At 72.4% G+C, this 13,925-nt stretch carries 16 protein-coding genes; 6 read left to right on the forward strand and 10 right to left on the reverse strand.

Annotated elements, in window-relative coordinates:
* Positions 1–26: 26 nt before the first annotated feature.
* The 4 genes from EDF47_RS13110 to EDF47_RS13125 all read right to left on the reverse strand — a co-directional run bounded on the left by EDF47_RS13110 (position 27) and on the right by EDF47_RS13125 (position 3,721).
* A complete protein-coding gene (locus EDF47_RS13110) occupies positions 27–779 on the reverse strand; it encodes a CPBP family intramembrane glutamic endopeptidase (protein WP_207896274.1) in 753 nt (250 codons plus the stop codon).
* 77 nt (positions 780–856) lie between these two features.
* Entirely contained in the window at positions 857–1,726 is an 870-nt protein-coding gene (locus tag EDF47_RS13115; protein WP_131847007.1) for a PrsW family glutamic-type intramembrane protease, read from the reverse strand.
* 31 nt (positions 1,727–1,757) lie between these two features.
* On the reverse strand, positions 1,758–2,735 hold the full coding sequence (locus EDF47_RS13120; RefSeq protein WP_131847008.1) for an SDR family NAD(P)-dependent oxidoreductase: 978 nt from the start codon (positions 2,733–2,735) through the stop codon (positions 1,758–1,760).
* Entirely contained in the window at positions 2,732–3,721 is a 990-nt protein-coding gene (locus EDF47_RS13125; RefSeq protein WP_131847009.1) for a chlorophyllase, read from the reverse strand. The genes EDF47_RS13120 and EDF47_RS13125 overlap by 4 nt, the downstream gene beginning before the upstream one ends.
* 132 nt (positions 3,722–3,853) lie before the next feature.
* Here EDF47_RS13125 and EDF47_RS13130 point away from each other — a divergent pair, with 132 nt between their 5' ends.
* Positions 3,854–4,471, forward strand: coding sequence for a TetR/AcrR family transcriptional regulator (locus EDF47_RS13130; RefSeq protein WP_133938313.1), 618 nt, complete (start codon positions 3,854–3,856; stop codon positions 4,469–4,471).
* A gap of 31 nt (positions 4,472–4,502) precedes the next feature.
* Here EDF47_RS13130 and EDF47_RS13135 read toward each other — a convergent pair whose 3' ends face one another.
* Both EDF47_RS13135 and EDF47_RS13140 read right to left on the reverse strand, forming a co-directional pair.
* Positions 4,503–5,333: an SDR family NAD(P)-dependent oxidoreductase gene (locus EDF47_RS13135; RefSeq protein WP_131880810.1), complete on the reverse strand. Its 831-nt coding sequence runs from the start codon at positions 5,331–5,333 to the stop codon at positions 4,503–4,505.
* Between the two features lie 141 nt (positions 5,334–5,474).
* A complete protein-coding gene (locus tag EDF47_RS13140; protein WP_165932410.1) occupies positions 5,475–6,026 on the reverse strand; it encodes a cysteine hydrolase in 552 nt (183 codons plus the stop codon).
* 107 nt (positions 6,027–6,133) lie between these two features.
* Here EDF47_RS13140 and EDF47_RS13145 point away from each other — a divergent pair, with 107 nt between their 5' ends.
* From EDF47_RS13145 to EDF47_RS13155, 3 genes are all read left to right on the forward strand, one after another.
* Positions 6,134–7,396 (forward strand): FAD-dependent oxidoreductase, encoded by a 1,263-nt coding sequence (locus tag EDF47_RS13145; protein WP_131880815.1) that lies wholly within the window; start codon positions 6,134–6,136, stop codon positions 7,394–7,396.
* A gap of 61 nt (positions 7,397–7,457) precedes the next feature.
* On the forward strand, positions 7,458–8,735 hold the full coding sequence (locus tag EDF47_RS13150) for a cytochrome P450 (protein ID WP_131880817.1): 1,278 nt from the start codon (positions 7,458–7,460) through the stop codon (positions 8,733–8,735).
* Positions 8,732–8,926, forward strand: coding sequence for a ferredoxin (locus tag EDF47_RS13155; RefSeq protein ID WP_123293815.1), 195 nt, complete (start codon positions 8,732–8,734; stop codon positions 8,924–8,926). The genes EDF47_RS13150 and EDF47_RS13155 overlap by 4 nt, the downstream gene beginning before the upstream one ends.
* Before the next feature lie 84 nt (positions 8,927–9,010).
* Here the strand turns inward: EDF47_RS13155 and EDF47_RS13160 are convergent, their stop codons facing one another.
* Entirely contained in the window at positions 9,011–9,535 is a 525-nt protein-coding gene (locus tag EDF47_RS13160) for a hypothetical protein (protein ID WP_131847015.1), read from the reverse strand.
* A gap of 16 nt (positions 9,536–9,551) precedes the next feature.
* Positions 9,552–10,112 (reverse strand): hypothetical protein, encoded by a 561-nt coding sequence (locus EDF47_RS13165; RefSeq protein ID WP_131847016.1) that lies wholly within the window; start codon positions 10,110–10,112, stop codon positions 9,552–9,554.
* Between the two features lie 146 nt (positions 10,113–10,258).
* Here EDF47_RS13165 and EDF47_RS13170 point away from each other — a divergent pair, with 146 nt between their 5' ends.
* On the forward strand, positions 10,259–11,437 hold the full coding sequence (locus EDF47_RS13170; protein WP_131880819.1) for a histidine kinase: 1,179 nt from the start codon (positions 10,259–10,261) through the stop codon (positions 11,435–11,437).
* On the forward strand, positions 11,434–12,096 hold the full coding sequence (locus tag EDF47_RS13175) for a response regulator transcription factor (RefSeq protein WP_123293819.1): 663 nt from the start codon (positions 11,434–11,436) through the stop codon (positions 12,094–12,096). The genes EDF47_RS13170 and EDF47_RS13175 overlap by 4 nt, the downstream gene beginning before the upstream one ends.
* On the opposite strand, the gene EDF47_RS13180 is transcribed toward EDF47_RS13175, so the two are convergent.
* Together EDF47_RS13180 and EDF47_RS13185 are read right to left on the reverse strand one after the other, a co-directional pair.
* Positions 11,989–12,780: a hypothetical protein gene (locus EDF47_RS13180; RefSeq protein WP_131973748.1), complete on the reverse strand. Its 792-nt coding sequence runs from the start codon at positions 12,778–12,780 to the stop codon at positions 11,989–11,991. The two genes, EDF47_RS13175 and EDF47_RS13180, sit on opposite strands and share 108 nt — an antisense overlap.
* Before the next feature lie 5 nt (positions 12,781–12,785).
* The gene (locus tag EDF47_RS13185) at positions 12,786–13,802 is read right to left on the reverse strand and encodes a zinc-binding dehydrogenase (protein ID WP_131847019.1); all 1,017 of its coding nucleotides are present in this window, start codon (positions 13,800–13,802) and stop codon (positions 12,786–12,788) included.
* Positions 13,803–13,925: the final 123 nt, after the last annotated feature.

Below are 13,925 nucleotides of genomic sequence, written 5' to 3' on the forward strand. Positions count from 1 at the left end.
AGGTCAGCCGACGACCGCAGCGCCGTTCAGGCGCTCGCTGTCGCCCCGATGATCGCGGCGGTGAAGAGCACCCAGTCGTTGATGATGTGTGCGCCGGTGCTGACCGCGATGTTCTTCGTGCGGATGTAGGCGAGCGTGAGGACCAGCCGTGCGATGCCGATGATCAGGAACGCCTGCGCGAAGTTCCACCCGTACGTCGGCAGGTGTGCTGCACCGAACCAGATCGCGGTCGCGAGCCAGGCGATGAGGATGCCCTGGGTGCGGGTGAGTCCGATGCGGTGGCACAGCGCCATGACCGCCAGGAACGGCAGGATCGTGAAGAGCTCTTCGCCCAGCAGCTGGATCGCGGTCCCCACGTAGAACGCGACGATCTCACCCGCGCCGTGGATGCCGTCGGTCGCGGTGTTGGCGTTGGTGCCGAAGATCGCCTTGACGATGATCCCGACCGTGAACGACACGATGAGGCTGAGGATCGCGAACACGATCATGGTGCCGAAGTCACGTGCAGTGGTGCGTTGGAAGATGCGCGCCCAGTGTCGTCTCGTGAAGGCGATGAGGACGGCGAGCATGATCGCGGTGAAGAGGAACCGTGGCACGAGCGACTGGATGTTGTCCGCCGCCGGGTAGAAGCTCAGCACGGTGATGCCGGCCACGCACGCGACGACGATGGTCACCCACTGCCATGCGGGGATTCGGATCGGGTCTCCGTCGTAGAACGGGAAGTCCCGACCGTCCTGCCGTTCGATCGCCCTGCCGTACCGTCGAGCCCCTGTGGCCATGGTGTGTCCCCTCGTGCGTTGCATCGCCCTGTGGTGCATGTCGTCTGCACCAGAAGAGAAGGTACCGGCGGAGCCGGTCATCGGCGCGCTGATCCGTCGGCCTGCAGCCGCCGTACCTGCGGCCGGAACCAGAACACGAAGACCGCGACGACGTACAGGGCTTCGAGGACGATGCTGACCGGCACGTTCCAGTCGCGGACCGGCCCGTCGATCACGGCGTCGTTGAGGCCGTGGATCGCAGCGGCGCCGAGGTACGCGAGCACGCCGACGCCGGTCGCCCTGCCCGTCGGCAGCGTCTTCGCGGCGAGCCAGATCAGGACTGCTGCGCCGACGGTGATCAGGGGATGCGAGACCTCGGCGATGATGCGGACGATGACGTCCATCATCATGATGAACGGCGCATCGGACGGAGCCTTCGCGCCGTCGAGGATCGGGTCGAGCGAGGTGATGATGTAGCTGATGCCCTCGAGGAATCCCAACCAGGCCGCGGCGACGAACACGAGCCACACCGCCAGCCGCGGCGAACGGTACGTGCGCGAGGACAGCAGCAGGATGACGGGCACCAGGAGCTTCAGGAACTCCTCGACGAGCCCGGGCCAGATCAGGCCGCCGGGCAGCAGGCTCGCGATGCCGTTCAGGCTTCCGGCGAGCAGCATCGCGATGGTCCCCCAGACGAGGCCGAGCCACAGCGCCTGCACACGGTGGGGCTGACCGGCCAGGGAGACCTTCTGCCGGAAGTACCAGCCGATGGCCACCAGCGGGACCCCGATGCCGATGATCGCGGCGATGACCACCACCACGAGCGAGTACGGCGGCAGGCCGTCTCCGACCGTGGCCTCGCGGCCGCCGGAGAGCATCAGGATGCCACCCCAGTACCCGAGGAGAGCACCGGCGGCAGCGCCCCCGAGGCCGACGATGAGTGGTGCGGCCCCTCGGGGTCGCGTCATGGGACCGAAGCTACCAGCGGGCACGACGGCGTCACGCGGTCAGCCGCACACTGACCTCCCACAGCCGCCGGGCGTCGTCGGCGTCGAGCATCGCCGAGTTGGCATCCGACGGGATGCTGTCCGCGGTGAGCGGCCGGACCTCGTCGTCGATCACCGCGACGTCGCTGTCCTTCAGGTAGACCCCGCCGACGCCGTCGAGCAGCGGGCTCGCGGCACCGAACACGAGGGTCGCCGCCCCCTGCTCGATCGTCTTCTTACCGCGCTCTGGATCGACGACGGTCGTACCGTCCTCGTCGACCAGCCCCTGCTCGCGGTACGAGGCGATCCGGGACTCGTCGTGCGGACCCGGGCCGATGATCACTCCGGGGTGTGCGGCGAACGACCGGATGCCCCGGTCGGCGTACCGGCGGTCCAGCTCGACCGCGAACAGCACGTTCGCCCGCTTGGCCTGCCCGTATGCCGCAGCGGCGTCGTAGCCGCTGGCGAACGCCGGGTCGTCCCACCGGATCTGCCCGAAGCGGGCGGCGCCGGACGTGACGTTCAGGACCCGCGCACCACGGGCCTCCAGAAGGGAAGGGAGGAGCGCCCGCGTGAGCCGGAAGTGCCCGAGGTGGGACGTCGAGAACGACAGCTCGTTGCCGCGGGCGTCGAGCCGCCGGTCCGGCGTGAAGAGCATCGCGGCGTTGTTGACCAGGGCGTGGAGCGGGCGCCCGGAGGCCGTCCAGTGTGCGGCGAAGGCGTCGATCGACGCCGGGTCGGTCAGGTCGAGCTGCTCGACCCGGACCCCGGGGATGCCGGCGACGGCGGCGCTCGCGCGGTCGGTGTCGCGGGACGCGACGGTGACCGTGGCGCCGGCGGCTGCGAGGGCGCGGCTGGTCTCGCGTCCGAGGCGGCCGTGACCGCCCGTGACGACGACGTCCCGGCCGGTCAGGTCGACGCCGTCGAGGACGTCGGTGGCGGTGGACGATGCGGTGAAGGGGGTGGGGAGCGGGTGCTGGTCGGTGATCACGAGTGGTCCTCCTTCGAGTCGATGTGGCCGACGGCGTCGATGTGGCCGACGGCTTCGATGTGGCCGACTGCGTCGGTGTGGCCGACGGCGTCGCCGGCTCCGGCAGCGGCGATGGCGTCGGCCGTCGCGGACCACGCGTCGGCGTCGAGCCCGAGCGCCGTCCGGAGGAACGCCGTCGTGGTGCGGCGGACCAGGTCCACGCGCTCCGGGCTCTCGTCGGTCGTAGCGGTGGACGCGTAGTCCTGGATGCCGCCGAGCAGGTGCTCCCCGCCGTGCACGGTCACCAGGTGCCGGGCGCCGGGGCTGTGGTGGTACACGTCGGTGAACCAGTCCGGCCCGCGCGTGGAGAGCCGGGACTGGTCGTGGTCCCCGGCGACGACGAGCGACGGGGTGCGCAGCTGGCTGAAGTCCGGGCTCATGAAGGGGAAGTGCTCCTGCGCGAACGGCGTCAGGTCGGCTCCACCGAATCCGGTGGTGGAGAGCAGGACCCCGGCACGCACGCGGTGGTCGGTGCGGTCCTCGCCCGGCTGTCCGTCCGACCCGATCACCCGGGCGCCGAGGAGCATGCCGACGGACTGGCCGCCCCACGAGTGCCCGGCGACCGCGAGGTTCGCCTGGTCGACACGTCCCGCGAGACCGGGGACGGCGGCGACGAGGACGTCGAGGTCGTCGATGACCCGCTCGAGGTCGTCGACCCGGGTCTGCCAGATCGTCGGGTAGCGCGGGTCGTCGAGCGTCAGGCCGTACTTCGTCGAGTCGAGGAACGTGGGCTGGACGACGACGAACCCGTTGGCGGTCCAGTGGTCGACGAGGGGATCGCCGCCGGTCATCGACTGCCCGAAGCCGTGGGCGAAGACGATCACGGGCAGCTCGGTGCCCGTGATCGGGGCGGTGATCCGGACCTCGAGGTCGTGGCCGCGTGACGGCGCGGGCAGGGTGACGGGGCGCACGCTGATCACCTGGGGGAGCGGTGCTGTTGCTGACATCGGGAGTCCTTCCGGAAGCGGTCGTCGCTCGAAACGGAGCAACGTTCCGGAACGATACGGAACAGCGCTCCGTATTGCAAGCGAAACGGATCGGCGTTCCGTTCCGGGTGCAGGCCGTGCGATGATCGGGGGATGAGCACGCCGTCGAACGACACCGCGCCGCCCCGGCGTCGCCGCGACGTCGAACGGAACGAGCGGACGATCCTCGACGCCGCGGCCGGTGTCTTCGCTGCGTCCGGCGTCGGTGCGCCGGTGCGCGAGGTCGCCGCCGCCGCCGGCGTGGGGGTGGGTACGCTCTACCGGCACTTCCCGACCCGCTCGGACCTGGTCGTCGCCGTCTACCGGCACCAGATCGAGGCCCTGGCCGAGGCCGGCCCCGTGCTGCTCGACTCGGCGCCGACGTCGTTCAACGCGATCCTGCGCTGGGTGCACCAGTTCGTCGACTTCCTCGGCACGAAGCACGGCCTGGCGCGGGTGTGGGAGGGCGACGCCGACGGCTTCACCGCGCTGCACACGCTGTTCGTCGACGAGCTCGTCCCGGTGCTCGGCCGCATGCTCGACGCCGCACGGGGGTCGGGCGAGGTGGTCGCGTCGGTGTCGCCGTACCAGCTGCTCCGCGCCGTCGGCGACCTGGTCGCGTGGAGCCCCCAGGACCCGGACTACGACGTGCGGACGATCGTGACGCTGCTGGTCACCGGCCTGCGGCAGGCGCAGCCGCCGGTCACCCCTGCGCCGGAGACCGGCGCGTAGCGCGCCGACGACCGACGCGGAGCGCGCTCGGTCAGACTGCGTGCAGCATCGCCACGCTCCGGTCCCACAGCTCTCGGGCCAGGTCGGCGTCCTCGGCCTGCGCGTTCGGCGCAGCTACCTTGCGCTTCACGTAGTACTCGCCGGTCGGGTAGTCGCGACCGGGGGTGTTGTCGGCCAGGTACACCAGCGTGTCGGCGCCCTTCTCCGGGGTCGTCAGGAACACGTGGCGCAGGGGCGTGTGGTACACGAGGTACATCGGCGAGGTCTTGTCGTTCGAGAACCCGGTGCTGATCGTGCCGGGGTGGAACGCCGTCGACGTCACGCCCCGGTCGCGGTACCGGCGGTCGAGTTCCTTGGTGAACAGGATCTGTTCGAGCTTCGAGTCGCCGTAGGCCTTGGTGGCCCGGAAGTGCCGCTCGGCGTCGAGGTCGTCGATGTCGACGCGGCCGAAGAGCTTGTTCGCGACGCTCGAGGTGTTGATGACCGTTCCCCCGGACGCGACGAGCCGGTCCATCAGCAGCTCCGTGAGCAGGAACGGCGCCAGGTAGTTGACCTGGAACGTCAGCTCGTGACCGTCGACGGTGACCTGGCGGCCCGCGCTGAAGATCCCGCCGGCGTTGTTGGCCAGCACGTCGATCCGGGGGCAGCGTTCGAGCAGGTCGTCGGCGAGCCCCCGGACGGCGGACAGGTCCGAGAAGTCGGCCACGAAGTGGTCGACGCCGAGGTCGCGGGCGACCCGCTCGGTCTTCGCGGGGTTGCGACCGACCACGACGACCTCGTTCCCGCGGCGGACGAGCTCCCGCGCAGCGGCGACGCCGATGCCGTCGCTGGCGCCGGTGATGACGATGGTCTTCGCGGCCATGGGTGCTCCTCGGGTCGGGTCGGGGCGAGCGTGCGCTCGGCTCCGTCCGTCCTACAGGGTCGGCCCTGAACGGTGCACGTGACGGACGGGAGGCAGGTGGCGGGCCCGCCACGGGCCTCCCGTCCGCCGCCCGGTCGCCGCTCAGGCCGCGCCCGGCCCCGCCAGGTCGGCTGTCTGCACGACGACGCCGAGGGCGGGGAACACCGACCGGAACCGGGCGGCGTGGGCGTCCGGGTCCGGGTCGTTGGTGGCGTCCTCGACGAGGACGACGTCGTAGCCCAGGTCGTACGCGGCCCGAGCCGTGGACTCGACGCCGAAGGTCGTCGCCTGGCCGACCACGACCACCTCGGTGACGCCGTCGGCGCGCAGCCGCTCGTCGAGGCCGGTGCCGGCGAAGGCGCTCCACCCGCCGCGGGTCAGGTTGCCGTCGGCGTCGGCCCGTTCGAGCAGCAGGGAGCCGTAGGCGACCGGAGCCGGGCGGGGGCCGCCGCCGTACTGGGTGGCGCCTGCCGGGGTCGTGGCGGGGTCGTGGCGGATGAACACCACCGTGCCGCCGGCGGCACGGGTGGCGCGGGCGAGGGTCTCGACGTTGGCCACGACGGCCTCGACGGGGTGGGTGCGCTGGTACGGCGCGGTCCCGGCCTGCAGGTCGACGACGATCAGGGCGGTGTGTTCGGTGCGGGTGCGGGTCACCGGTCCAGGGTGCTCGATCGCCGGGCGCGGTGCGTACTGCGTCTGCGGTATCCCGGTCGGTCCGCCCGGAGTAGTCCGGCACTGCTGGGCCCGGCGAGGCTCGGAGCATGGCCAGTAGCGGAGTCCCTCGGACCGATCCCCACGCATCCGTCCTCGTCGTCGGCGCCTCGGCTGCCGGTGTCGCGACGGCCGAGGCGCTCCGCCGCCACGGGCACGTCGGCCGTCTGACGCTGCTCGACGGCGAGACCGAGGACCCCTACGACCGGCCTCCGTTGTCGAAGCAGTACCTGGCCGGGCAGATCGGTGCGGACGCCCTGGTGCTCCGCTCGACCGAGCAGCTCGCGGGCCTCGACGCCGAGTTCGTCCTCGGGGACCGCGCGGTCGCCCTCGACGTCGCGACCCGGACCGTGACCACGACGAGCGGCACCACCCGGGCCGCCGACCACGTCGTCATCGCCACCGGTGTCACGCCGCGTGCGATCCCGGGGGCCGGGCTCGATGGCGTGCACGTCCTCCGCACCCGGGCCGACGCGGACCGGCTCCGAGCGGGACTGCAGACGCTGCAGGGGCCGCTGCTGGTCGTCGGGAACGGCGTGCTCGGCAGCGAAGTGGCACAGACCGTCGCGTCCGTCGGCGTGGACGTCACGCTCGCAGGGAGCATCCGTGCACCGATGTGCGGGCAGCTCGGCGGGTTCGGCTCGCAGTTCCTCGCGGCACAGCACGAGGCGGCCGGCATCCGGTTGCTCGGCGGGGTCCGCGCCGCGCGGGTCCGCGGCCGGAACGGTCGCGTGGACACGGTGGAGTTCGTCGACGGCCCGAGCCGTCCGGCCGACGCCGTCGTCGTCGCCGTGGGGTCCCGCCCGACGACCGGGTGGCTCGAGGCGTCCGGCCTGGAGGTCACGGACGGCATCGACTGCGACGCGTTCGGAGCCGCTGCGCCCGGCGTCTGGGCCGTGGGCGACGTCGCCCGCTTCCACCACGTCGGCGCGGGGCGCTCGATGCGGCTCGAGAACCGCACGAACGCGACCGAGATGGCGCAGGTCGTCGCCGGCAACGTCCTCGGGCGCCGCGTGCCGTACACACCGGTGCCGTACTTCTGGACGGACCAGCACGGCACCCGTGTGCAGGTCTTCGGGCAGATGACCCCGGCCGACCGGGTCACCGTCGTCGACGGGCACCCCGAGGACGGCCGGTTCGTCGCCGTGGCCGAACGCGCCGGTGAGGCGGTCGGGGCGCTCGGGTGGGGCATGCCGAAGCAGGCGCGGACCGCCAGCATGCGCCTGCGTCCCCGGTACGTGCCGGTAGCGGCGACTGCGGCGTCTCCCGCGCCTGCGGTGCCTGCCGCCGAGAGCCCGGCACCGGTCGGCTGACCGGTGCCGTCCGCTCCGGTCGCCTGACCGGGGCCGTCACCCGAACACAGAGGAGCAGACCATGACCGACCCACCGATCACCGCCGACCGACCGGACACGTTCCCGATGGACCGGCGGACCGCCGGGTGTCCCTTCGACCCGCCGCCGGCGGCCCGCGTGCTGCAGGAGGACGGCCCCGTCCACCGCGTGACGCTGGCCGACGGCCGCGAGCCGTGGCTCGTCACCCGCTACGACGAGGGCAAGCAGGTGCTGTCGAGCCTGTCCGTCAGCGCCGACGCGGCCAACCCGGGGTACCCCTCCGCCAGCGCCTCGGGCGGTGGCGGCGGGCTGTCCTTCATCCTGATGGACGACCCGGACCACGCCCGGCTGCGGCGGATGGTGACCGCGCCGTTCGCGATCAAACGCATCGAGGCGCTCCGCCCCGTGGTGCAGCGGATCACGGACGACCTGATCGACCAGCTGCTCGCCGGCCCGAACCCGGTCGACCTGGTCGAGGCGTTCGCGCTCCCGCTGCCGTCCCTGGTGATCTGCGCCCTGCTCGGCGTGCCGTACGAGGACCACGACCGGTTCCAGGCGCACTCGAAGACCATCATCCGCCGCACCACGACCGACGACGAACGGCAGCAGGCGTTCCGCGAGCTCGGTGCGTACCTGACGTCGCTGCTCCGCCGCAAGACGGCGGAACCCGGCGACGACCTGCTCACGGACATCGCCGCGCGGGTCACCGCCGGCGACATGACCGAGGGCGAGGCCGTGCAGATGGGGATCCTGCTGCTCATCGCCGGGCACGAGACGACCGCGAACATGATCGCCCTCGGCACGCTCGCCCTGCTCGAGCACCCGGACGAGCGCGACCGCCTGCTCGACGACCCCGAACCGGCGCTGGTCGCCTCGGCGGTGGAGGAACTCCTGCGCTACCTGACCATCACGCACGACGGACGCAAGCGCGTGGCGACCGAGGACCTCGACGTCGCCGGCACCACGATCCGCGCCGGTGACGGGGTGATCGTCGCGACGGACCTGGCGAACCGGGACCCGGACGTCTACCCGGACCCGGACCGGCTCGACCTGACCCGCAACCCGCGGAACCACGTGGCGTTCGGGTTCGGCGTGCACCAGTGCCTGGGCCAGCCGCTCGCGCGGGTCGAACTGCAGGTCGTGTACCCGACGCTGTTCCGTCGGATCCCCACCCTCGCTCGCGCGGTCCCGCTCGACGAGGTCCCGTTCAAGCACGACGGCGCCGTCTACGGGGTGTACGAGCTCCCCGTCACCTGGTGCCCCGTCGACCACCACACCACCACGAGCGCGAGTTCGACCACCGGAGGGAACGAGTCATGAAGGTCATCCTCGAACAGGACAAGTGCGTCGCCAGCGGCCAGTGCGTCATGGCCGCGATGGACGTGTTCGACCAACGGGACGAGGACGGGATCGCCGTCCTGCTGACCGACGAGGTCGCCGACGACCAGGTCGAGGCGGTGCGTCACGCCGCGGCGGTCTGCCCGGCCCTGGCGATCCGTCTGGCGGACTGACCCGTCGGTTCCGGCACACACGACGGCCCGGTGGGGATCCCACCGGGCCGTCGTGTGTGCGCTGTGCGCGGGGCTCAGCCGCCGTCACGACCCGTCGGCCGGGTGCGTGCACGCGTCGATCGCGGCGTACTCCCGGCTGAGTGCGGTCTGGTTCCGCTCGGTGCGCCACGACCGGATGCCGGGCGCAGCGGCCACGGCGGCGATCCACACGCCGGCACCGACGAGGACCGGCACGAGCGTCGGGTCCCCGCCGAGGGCGAGCAGACCGCCGAGCGCGACCGCCAGCACGGCGACCGCGGAACCCGCGGTGGCGACCACACCAGCCAACCGGGCCGGCTGCTGCTCGAGGGCGGCGATCCGGGCCAGCGCCCGCTCGGCACGACGCTCGAGCAGCGGTCGTGCCGGGTCTGGCCGGGTGCGCAGCCGCTGGAGCAGCAGGGACGTCGTGCCGAGCCGTCCGCCCTGCACGGTCACAGTCCAGCCGAACTGCTCCAGGGTGTGCCGGTGGAGCGGCACGAACGCGGTCGGTGCGTACAGCACCCGGGTCTCCATGTGGCGGGGGACCGGCGCGTGCAGGACCGCGTCTTCCCGGGCGATGGTGTTCGTCATCGGGCTCGGCCCGCGCTCAGGCGGTCCGGCGGCGACTGGCCGCCTCGCACGCGCCGTAGACGACGTCGAACTGGCGGTCGACGGCCGGACGGATCCGCTTGGTGCGCGCCGCGCGGACGAGCTGGAAGGCCACGGGAGCGATCGCCCAGTTGACCAGCCCACCAGCCCCGACGAGGAACACCGTGACCGGGTCGAGCCCGCCGAGCAGGTCGGGGACCGCCACGGTGTCCTGCACGGCGAACACCGAAGCGGCCAGCAGGACGCTGCCGATCGCGCCGAGCGCGTACGCGACCACCGACGCCGCGGTCGTGCGGGAGCGTTCGAGCGAGTCGATCGTGGCCAGGGCGGTCTCGGCGTTCTGCTGGAGCTCGGTCAGTTCGACGGAGCGGACGGCACGGTCGCGGCGGAGGCCGAGGGTGCGCCGGCGGTTCAGTGCGCCCGTCCGGTCCGAGCCGTCGGACGTCCAGCCGAAGTTGCGGTAGGTGTCCGCGTACAGGGCGTCCTTGCCGCGCGGGACGTCGACGGTGCAGTAGTCGTACGCGGTGGCAGCGGGAGCGGCGGTGTTCGTCAGCGTCATGGTGGGTCCTCCGGTCGGTGCCGGATCGTTCCGGCCTGGTGTCGATCGTCCCGGGGACGGGCCGCGGGCAGGTCCCCGATCGGTGGTACCCCCGACTACTGCGTTCGCAGTAGCCGGACCGCTGACCCGCACGACAGGATGAGTGCATGCGGCGACTGCGAGCGACCTGGGGTTCGTGGCGTCCGGACGACCGCTGGGTGTTCCGCGGCACGGCCGCCGTTGTCCTGCTCGCGTGCGCGATCGAGTCTGGTCGGGTGGTCGCGGCCGATGCCGGCCCGGGGCCCGGCATCGCGGTCGCCGCGACCGTGCTCGCCGTCGTCGCGGCGCCGTGGACACCCTGGACGGCGCTCGGGCTCGCCACGGTCGCGCCGGTGCTCGGTGGCCTGTCCGGGTGGTCGCCGATCGTGACCTGGAGCTGCGCGGTGCTGCTGCTGTTCGCGGTGTCCTCGCGGCAGGGGCACCCGGTCCGCGCCGCGGCGATCGTCGCTCCCGGCGTGGTCATCGGCACGCTGCTCGCGCCGGGGGAGGGCGGTGCGGTACCGACCGCCCTCGGCGCCCTCATCTCCGTCGTCGCCGCGGCGGCCATCGGTTCGGGGCTGCGGGTGCAGCACCAGTACCGGGCGTCGTTGGAACAGCGCGCCGCCGATGCCGTCGCGACGCGGGAACTCGAGGCCGAGCGCCGCGTGGCCGAGGAACGCGTCCGGATCGCGCGGGACCTGCACGACGTCATCGGGCACGAGATCGCGGTGGTCAGCATGCAGCTCGGGGTCGCCGAGGTCACCCTGCCCGCCGGGGCCGACGAGGCCCGGCGTGCGCTGGATGCCGCCCGGGACGGCGTGCGGAACGTCCTGACGGAGACCCAGCACGTCCTGACGGTGCTCCGTTCGGCGTCGGGCAGCGGCGCCGACCTCGACGACCCGACGGCTCCGGCCCCCGGCATCGAGCAGCTCCCCGGACTCATCGCGTCGTACGAACGGATCGGCCTCGACGTCGATGCCCGACTGGACGACGTCGGCCCGGTCTCCGTGCCGATCGGTGTGACGGTCTACCGGGTGGTGCAGGAGTCGCTCACCAACGCCCACCGACACGGCGAGGGCCGGACGACCGTCACCCTCGCCCGCGCCGGTGACGACCTGGTGCTCGAGGTCCGCAACCCCCGCCGGCGGACCCCGGCGAGCGACCCCGTCGCAGGCCGGAGCAGCGGGCTCGGTCTGGTCGGCATGCGCGAGCGCGTCGCCGCCGTCGGAGGGTCCGTCCAGTCCGCGGCGGACGGCGTGCTGTTCGTCGTCCGCGTCCGCCTGCCCACCGCGAACGGAGCACGATGACCACACGAGTGATCCTGGTCGACGACCAGGACATGATCCGACTGGGGCTCCGTGCGATCCTCGACCGCCAGGACGGCATCGAGGTCGTCGGCGAGGCCGGGGACGGGCTCGTCGCGGTGCAGACGGCGCTGTCGGTCCCGGCGGACGTCATCATGATGGACATCCGGATGCCGGGCATCGACGGGGTCGAGGCGACCCGACGGATCCGCGCCGAGCGCACCGCCGAGCAGGTGCGCATCGTCATGCTGACGACCTTCGACCAGGACGAACTCGTCTTCGCGGCGCTGCGTGCCGGGGCGAACGGGTTCCTCAGCAAGGCCGCGGGGCCCGCAGAGCTCGTCGCGGCGATCGAGGAGGTGGCAGCGGGCGGAGGGGCGCTGTCCGCGGCGGCCGCAGCGGCGCTCATCGGACAGGTCGCCCGCACCCCCGCGTCCTCCGTCGACCCGGAGATGACCCGGCGCTTCGAGGCCCTCACCGCTCGCGAGCGCGACGTCGTGGTGATGGTCAGCCGAGGTCAGGGCATCGACGCCATCAGCGCCGAGCTCTTCCTCTCACCACTCACGGTCAAGACCCACGTGAACCGGGCCATGGCGAAGGTCGACGCCCGCGACCGGGCTCAACTCGTGGCGTTCGCGTTCCAGGCCGGCCTGGTCGACTGAGGTCGGTGCCGGCCCAGGCGCCGGCGCTTCCGGGAACCGTCGCAGCGCCATCGCGAGCCCGATCACCGCAGCCACACCGCCGAGGAACACCCCGCTCGCACCCGTGGACGCAGCAGCGTCCTCGGCGCTTCCCGCGAACGAGAGCAGTGCCGACTGGGTCAGCACGAGCAGGACCACCGCGGCGGCGACGTTCACGAGCTTCGTCGCCTCGACGAGTGGTTCCCCGTCCTTGCGCGCGGTCACCGCACCCCAGACCCCGATGCCCAGCTCCGCGAACGTCGCCGCCGCGATGACGATCGCCACCCACTGGTCGTAGTGCACGGGGTGCGCCCGCCCGACGAGCATCGGCACGCTGCACCCGACGAACACGACCGACATCGCGGTCACCGCACCCCCGATCCACCGGTGTCCGGCCTGCCGGAACCGCATCCGGTCGCCGCTCGCCGCATCGAACGCGAACGACAGCCGGTGCCGACGGACGGCCCAGACCTTCGCGGCCGCGACCCCGAGCGTGAAGACCACGGTCGCGGCGAGGAACAACGAGGGGGCCGAGCAGAACAGGACGACCTTCCACCCCGCCATCACGAGGCTGCTCGGCACCGACAGCACGGCGAGCACGAGCCCGCGCCGCGGCCGATCCCGCCACACCGTGACGGCGTACTGCACGGCGACCTTCCTGGTCACCGGCATCAGTCGAACGTGACGACGACCTTGTCGGCCGCCCCGGGGGTCGCAGCCACCCGGAGGGCGTCGAGCACGTCGCTCGCCGGGAAGACGTCGCTGACGATCTGCGCGTACGCCTCGGGGTTCGCGATGATGTGCTCGGTGACGTCGAAGATCTCGGTCGGGTACCCCATCGCGGTCACGATCGTCGGCTCGACGGCCAGCAGGTCACCGAAGTCGACCTCCACCGGCCGCTTGTGCACGGCCACGACGCCGATCGTCGCGCGGTGCTTCGCCAGGCGCAGCGCCGTCTGCACGGTGGCCGGCACCCCGGCGGCGTCGAGCCAGACGTCGGTGCCGGACTTCCCGCCGTGCCCCACGCCGTCCCGTGCTTCGCCGTGCAGGGCGATCAGGCGCTCGTCGAGTGGCTCGTCCGCCGAGTTCACGACGGCATCGGCTCCGACGAGCAGGGCCTTCTCGAGCCGCGACGCGATCACGTCGACGACGACCACGTGCCCGACGCCGAGCGCCTTGTAGCTGATCACGGCGCCCAGCCCGATCGGGCCGGCACCGAACACGACGACCGTGTCGCCCGGCTGCGGCGCGGTCCGGTTCACGGCGTGCAGGGCGACCGCCATCGGCTCGTTGAGCGCCGCCACCTGCCAGGGCAGTTCCTTCGGGACCAGGGCGATGCTGGTGCCGAGCACGGCCTGCTCGACGAGCAGGAACTCGGAGAGCCCGCCGGTGGGGCCGCCGTTGCCGATGATCCCGCGTGGGTCGCCCATCGGGTTCACCACCACGTGGTCGCCGACGGCGATGCCCTCGACCGCGTCGCCGACGGCGGCCACCTCTCCGGCGACCTCGTGCCCGAGGGGCGTGTGCCCCTCACGCGGCGGGATGCCGCCGCGCGCGGCGTAGAAGGCGTCGGAGCCGCAGACCCCGCACGCCTTGACGGCGATCAGGACGTCGGCGGGGCCGACCTCGGGGACGGGCTCGTCGCGGATCTCGACGGATCCGGGGCCGGTGACGACGACGGTGCGCATGGTGCTCCTCACGTCACGAGCACGGGCGGCTCGGGACGGAACCATCTGACCAAGACGGCGACCTGCGCACGTACTGCGATCGCAGTAGCGCCGGGTCATCGGACTGGAGGCACGTGGCGGGCG

The organism is Curtobacterium sp. PhB190 (assembly GCF_004365385.1).
Classification (GTDB): Bacteria; Actinomycetota; Actinomycetes; order Actinomycetales; family Microbacteriaceae; genus Curtobacterium.

Coding starts and splice junctions, on each gene's coding strand:
- EDF47_RS13110 (WP_207896274.1), bottom strand. CDS start 779: ATGGCCACAGGGGCTCGACGGTACGGCAGGGCGATCGAACGGCAGGAC.
- EDF47_RS13115 (WP_131847007.1), bottom strand. CDS start 1,726: ATGACGCGACCCCGAGGGGCCGCACCACTCATCGTCGGCCTCGGGGGC.
- EDF47_RS13125 (WP_131847009.1), bottom strand. CDS start 3,721: ATGTCAGCAACAGCACCGCTCCCCCAGGTGATCAGCGTGCGCCCCGTC.
- EDF47_RS13130 (WP_133938313.1), top strand. CDS start 3,854: ATGAGCACGCCGTCGAACGACACCGCGCCGCCCCGGCGTCGCCGCGAC.
- EDF47_RS13135 (WP_131880810.1), bottom strand. CDS start 5,333: ATGGCCGCGAAGACCATCGTCATCACCGGCGCCAGCGACGGCATCGGC.
- EDF47_RS13145 (WP_131880815.1), top strand. CDS start 6,134: ATGGCCAGTAGCGGAGTCCCTCGGACCGATCCCCACGCATCCGTCCTC.
- EDF47_RS13150 (WP_131880817.1), top strand. CDS start 7,458: ATGACCGACCCACCGATCACCGCCGACCGACCGGACACGTTCCCGATG.
- EDF47_RS13155 (WP_123293815.1), top strand. CDS start 8,732: ATGAAGGTCATCCTCGAACAGGACAAGTGCGTCGCCAGCGGCCAGTGC.
- EDF47_RS13160 (WP_131847015.1), bottom strand. CDS start 9,535: ATGACGAACACCATCGCCCGGGAAGACGCGGTCCTGCACGCGCCGGTC.
- EDF47_RS13165 (WP_131847016.1), bottom strand. CDS start 10,112: ATGACGCTGACGAACACCGCCGCTCCCGCTGCCACCGCGTACGACTAC.
- EDF47_RS13170 (WP_131880819.1), top strand. CDS start 10,259: ATGCGGCGACTGCGAGCGACCTGGGGTTCGTGGCGTCCGGACGACCGC.
- EDF47_RS13175 (WP_123293819.1), top strand. CDS start 11,434: ATGACCACACGAGTGATCCTGGTCGACGACCAGGACATGATCCGACTG.
- EDF47_RS13185 (WP_131847019.1), bottom strand. CDS start 13,802: ATGCGCACCGTCGTCGTCACCGGCCCCGGATCCGTCGAGATCCGCGAC.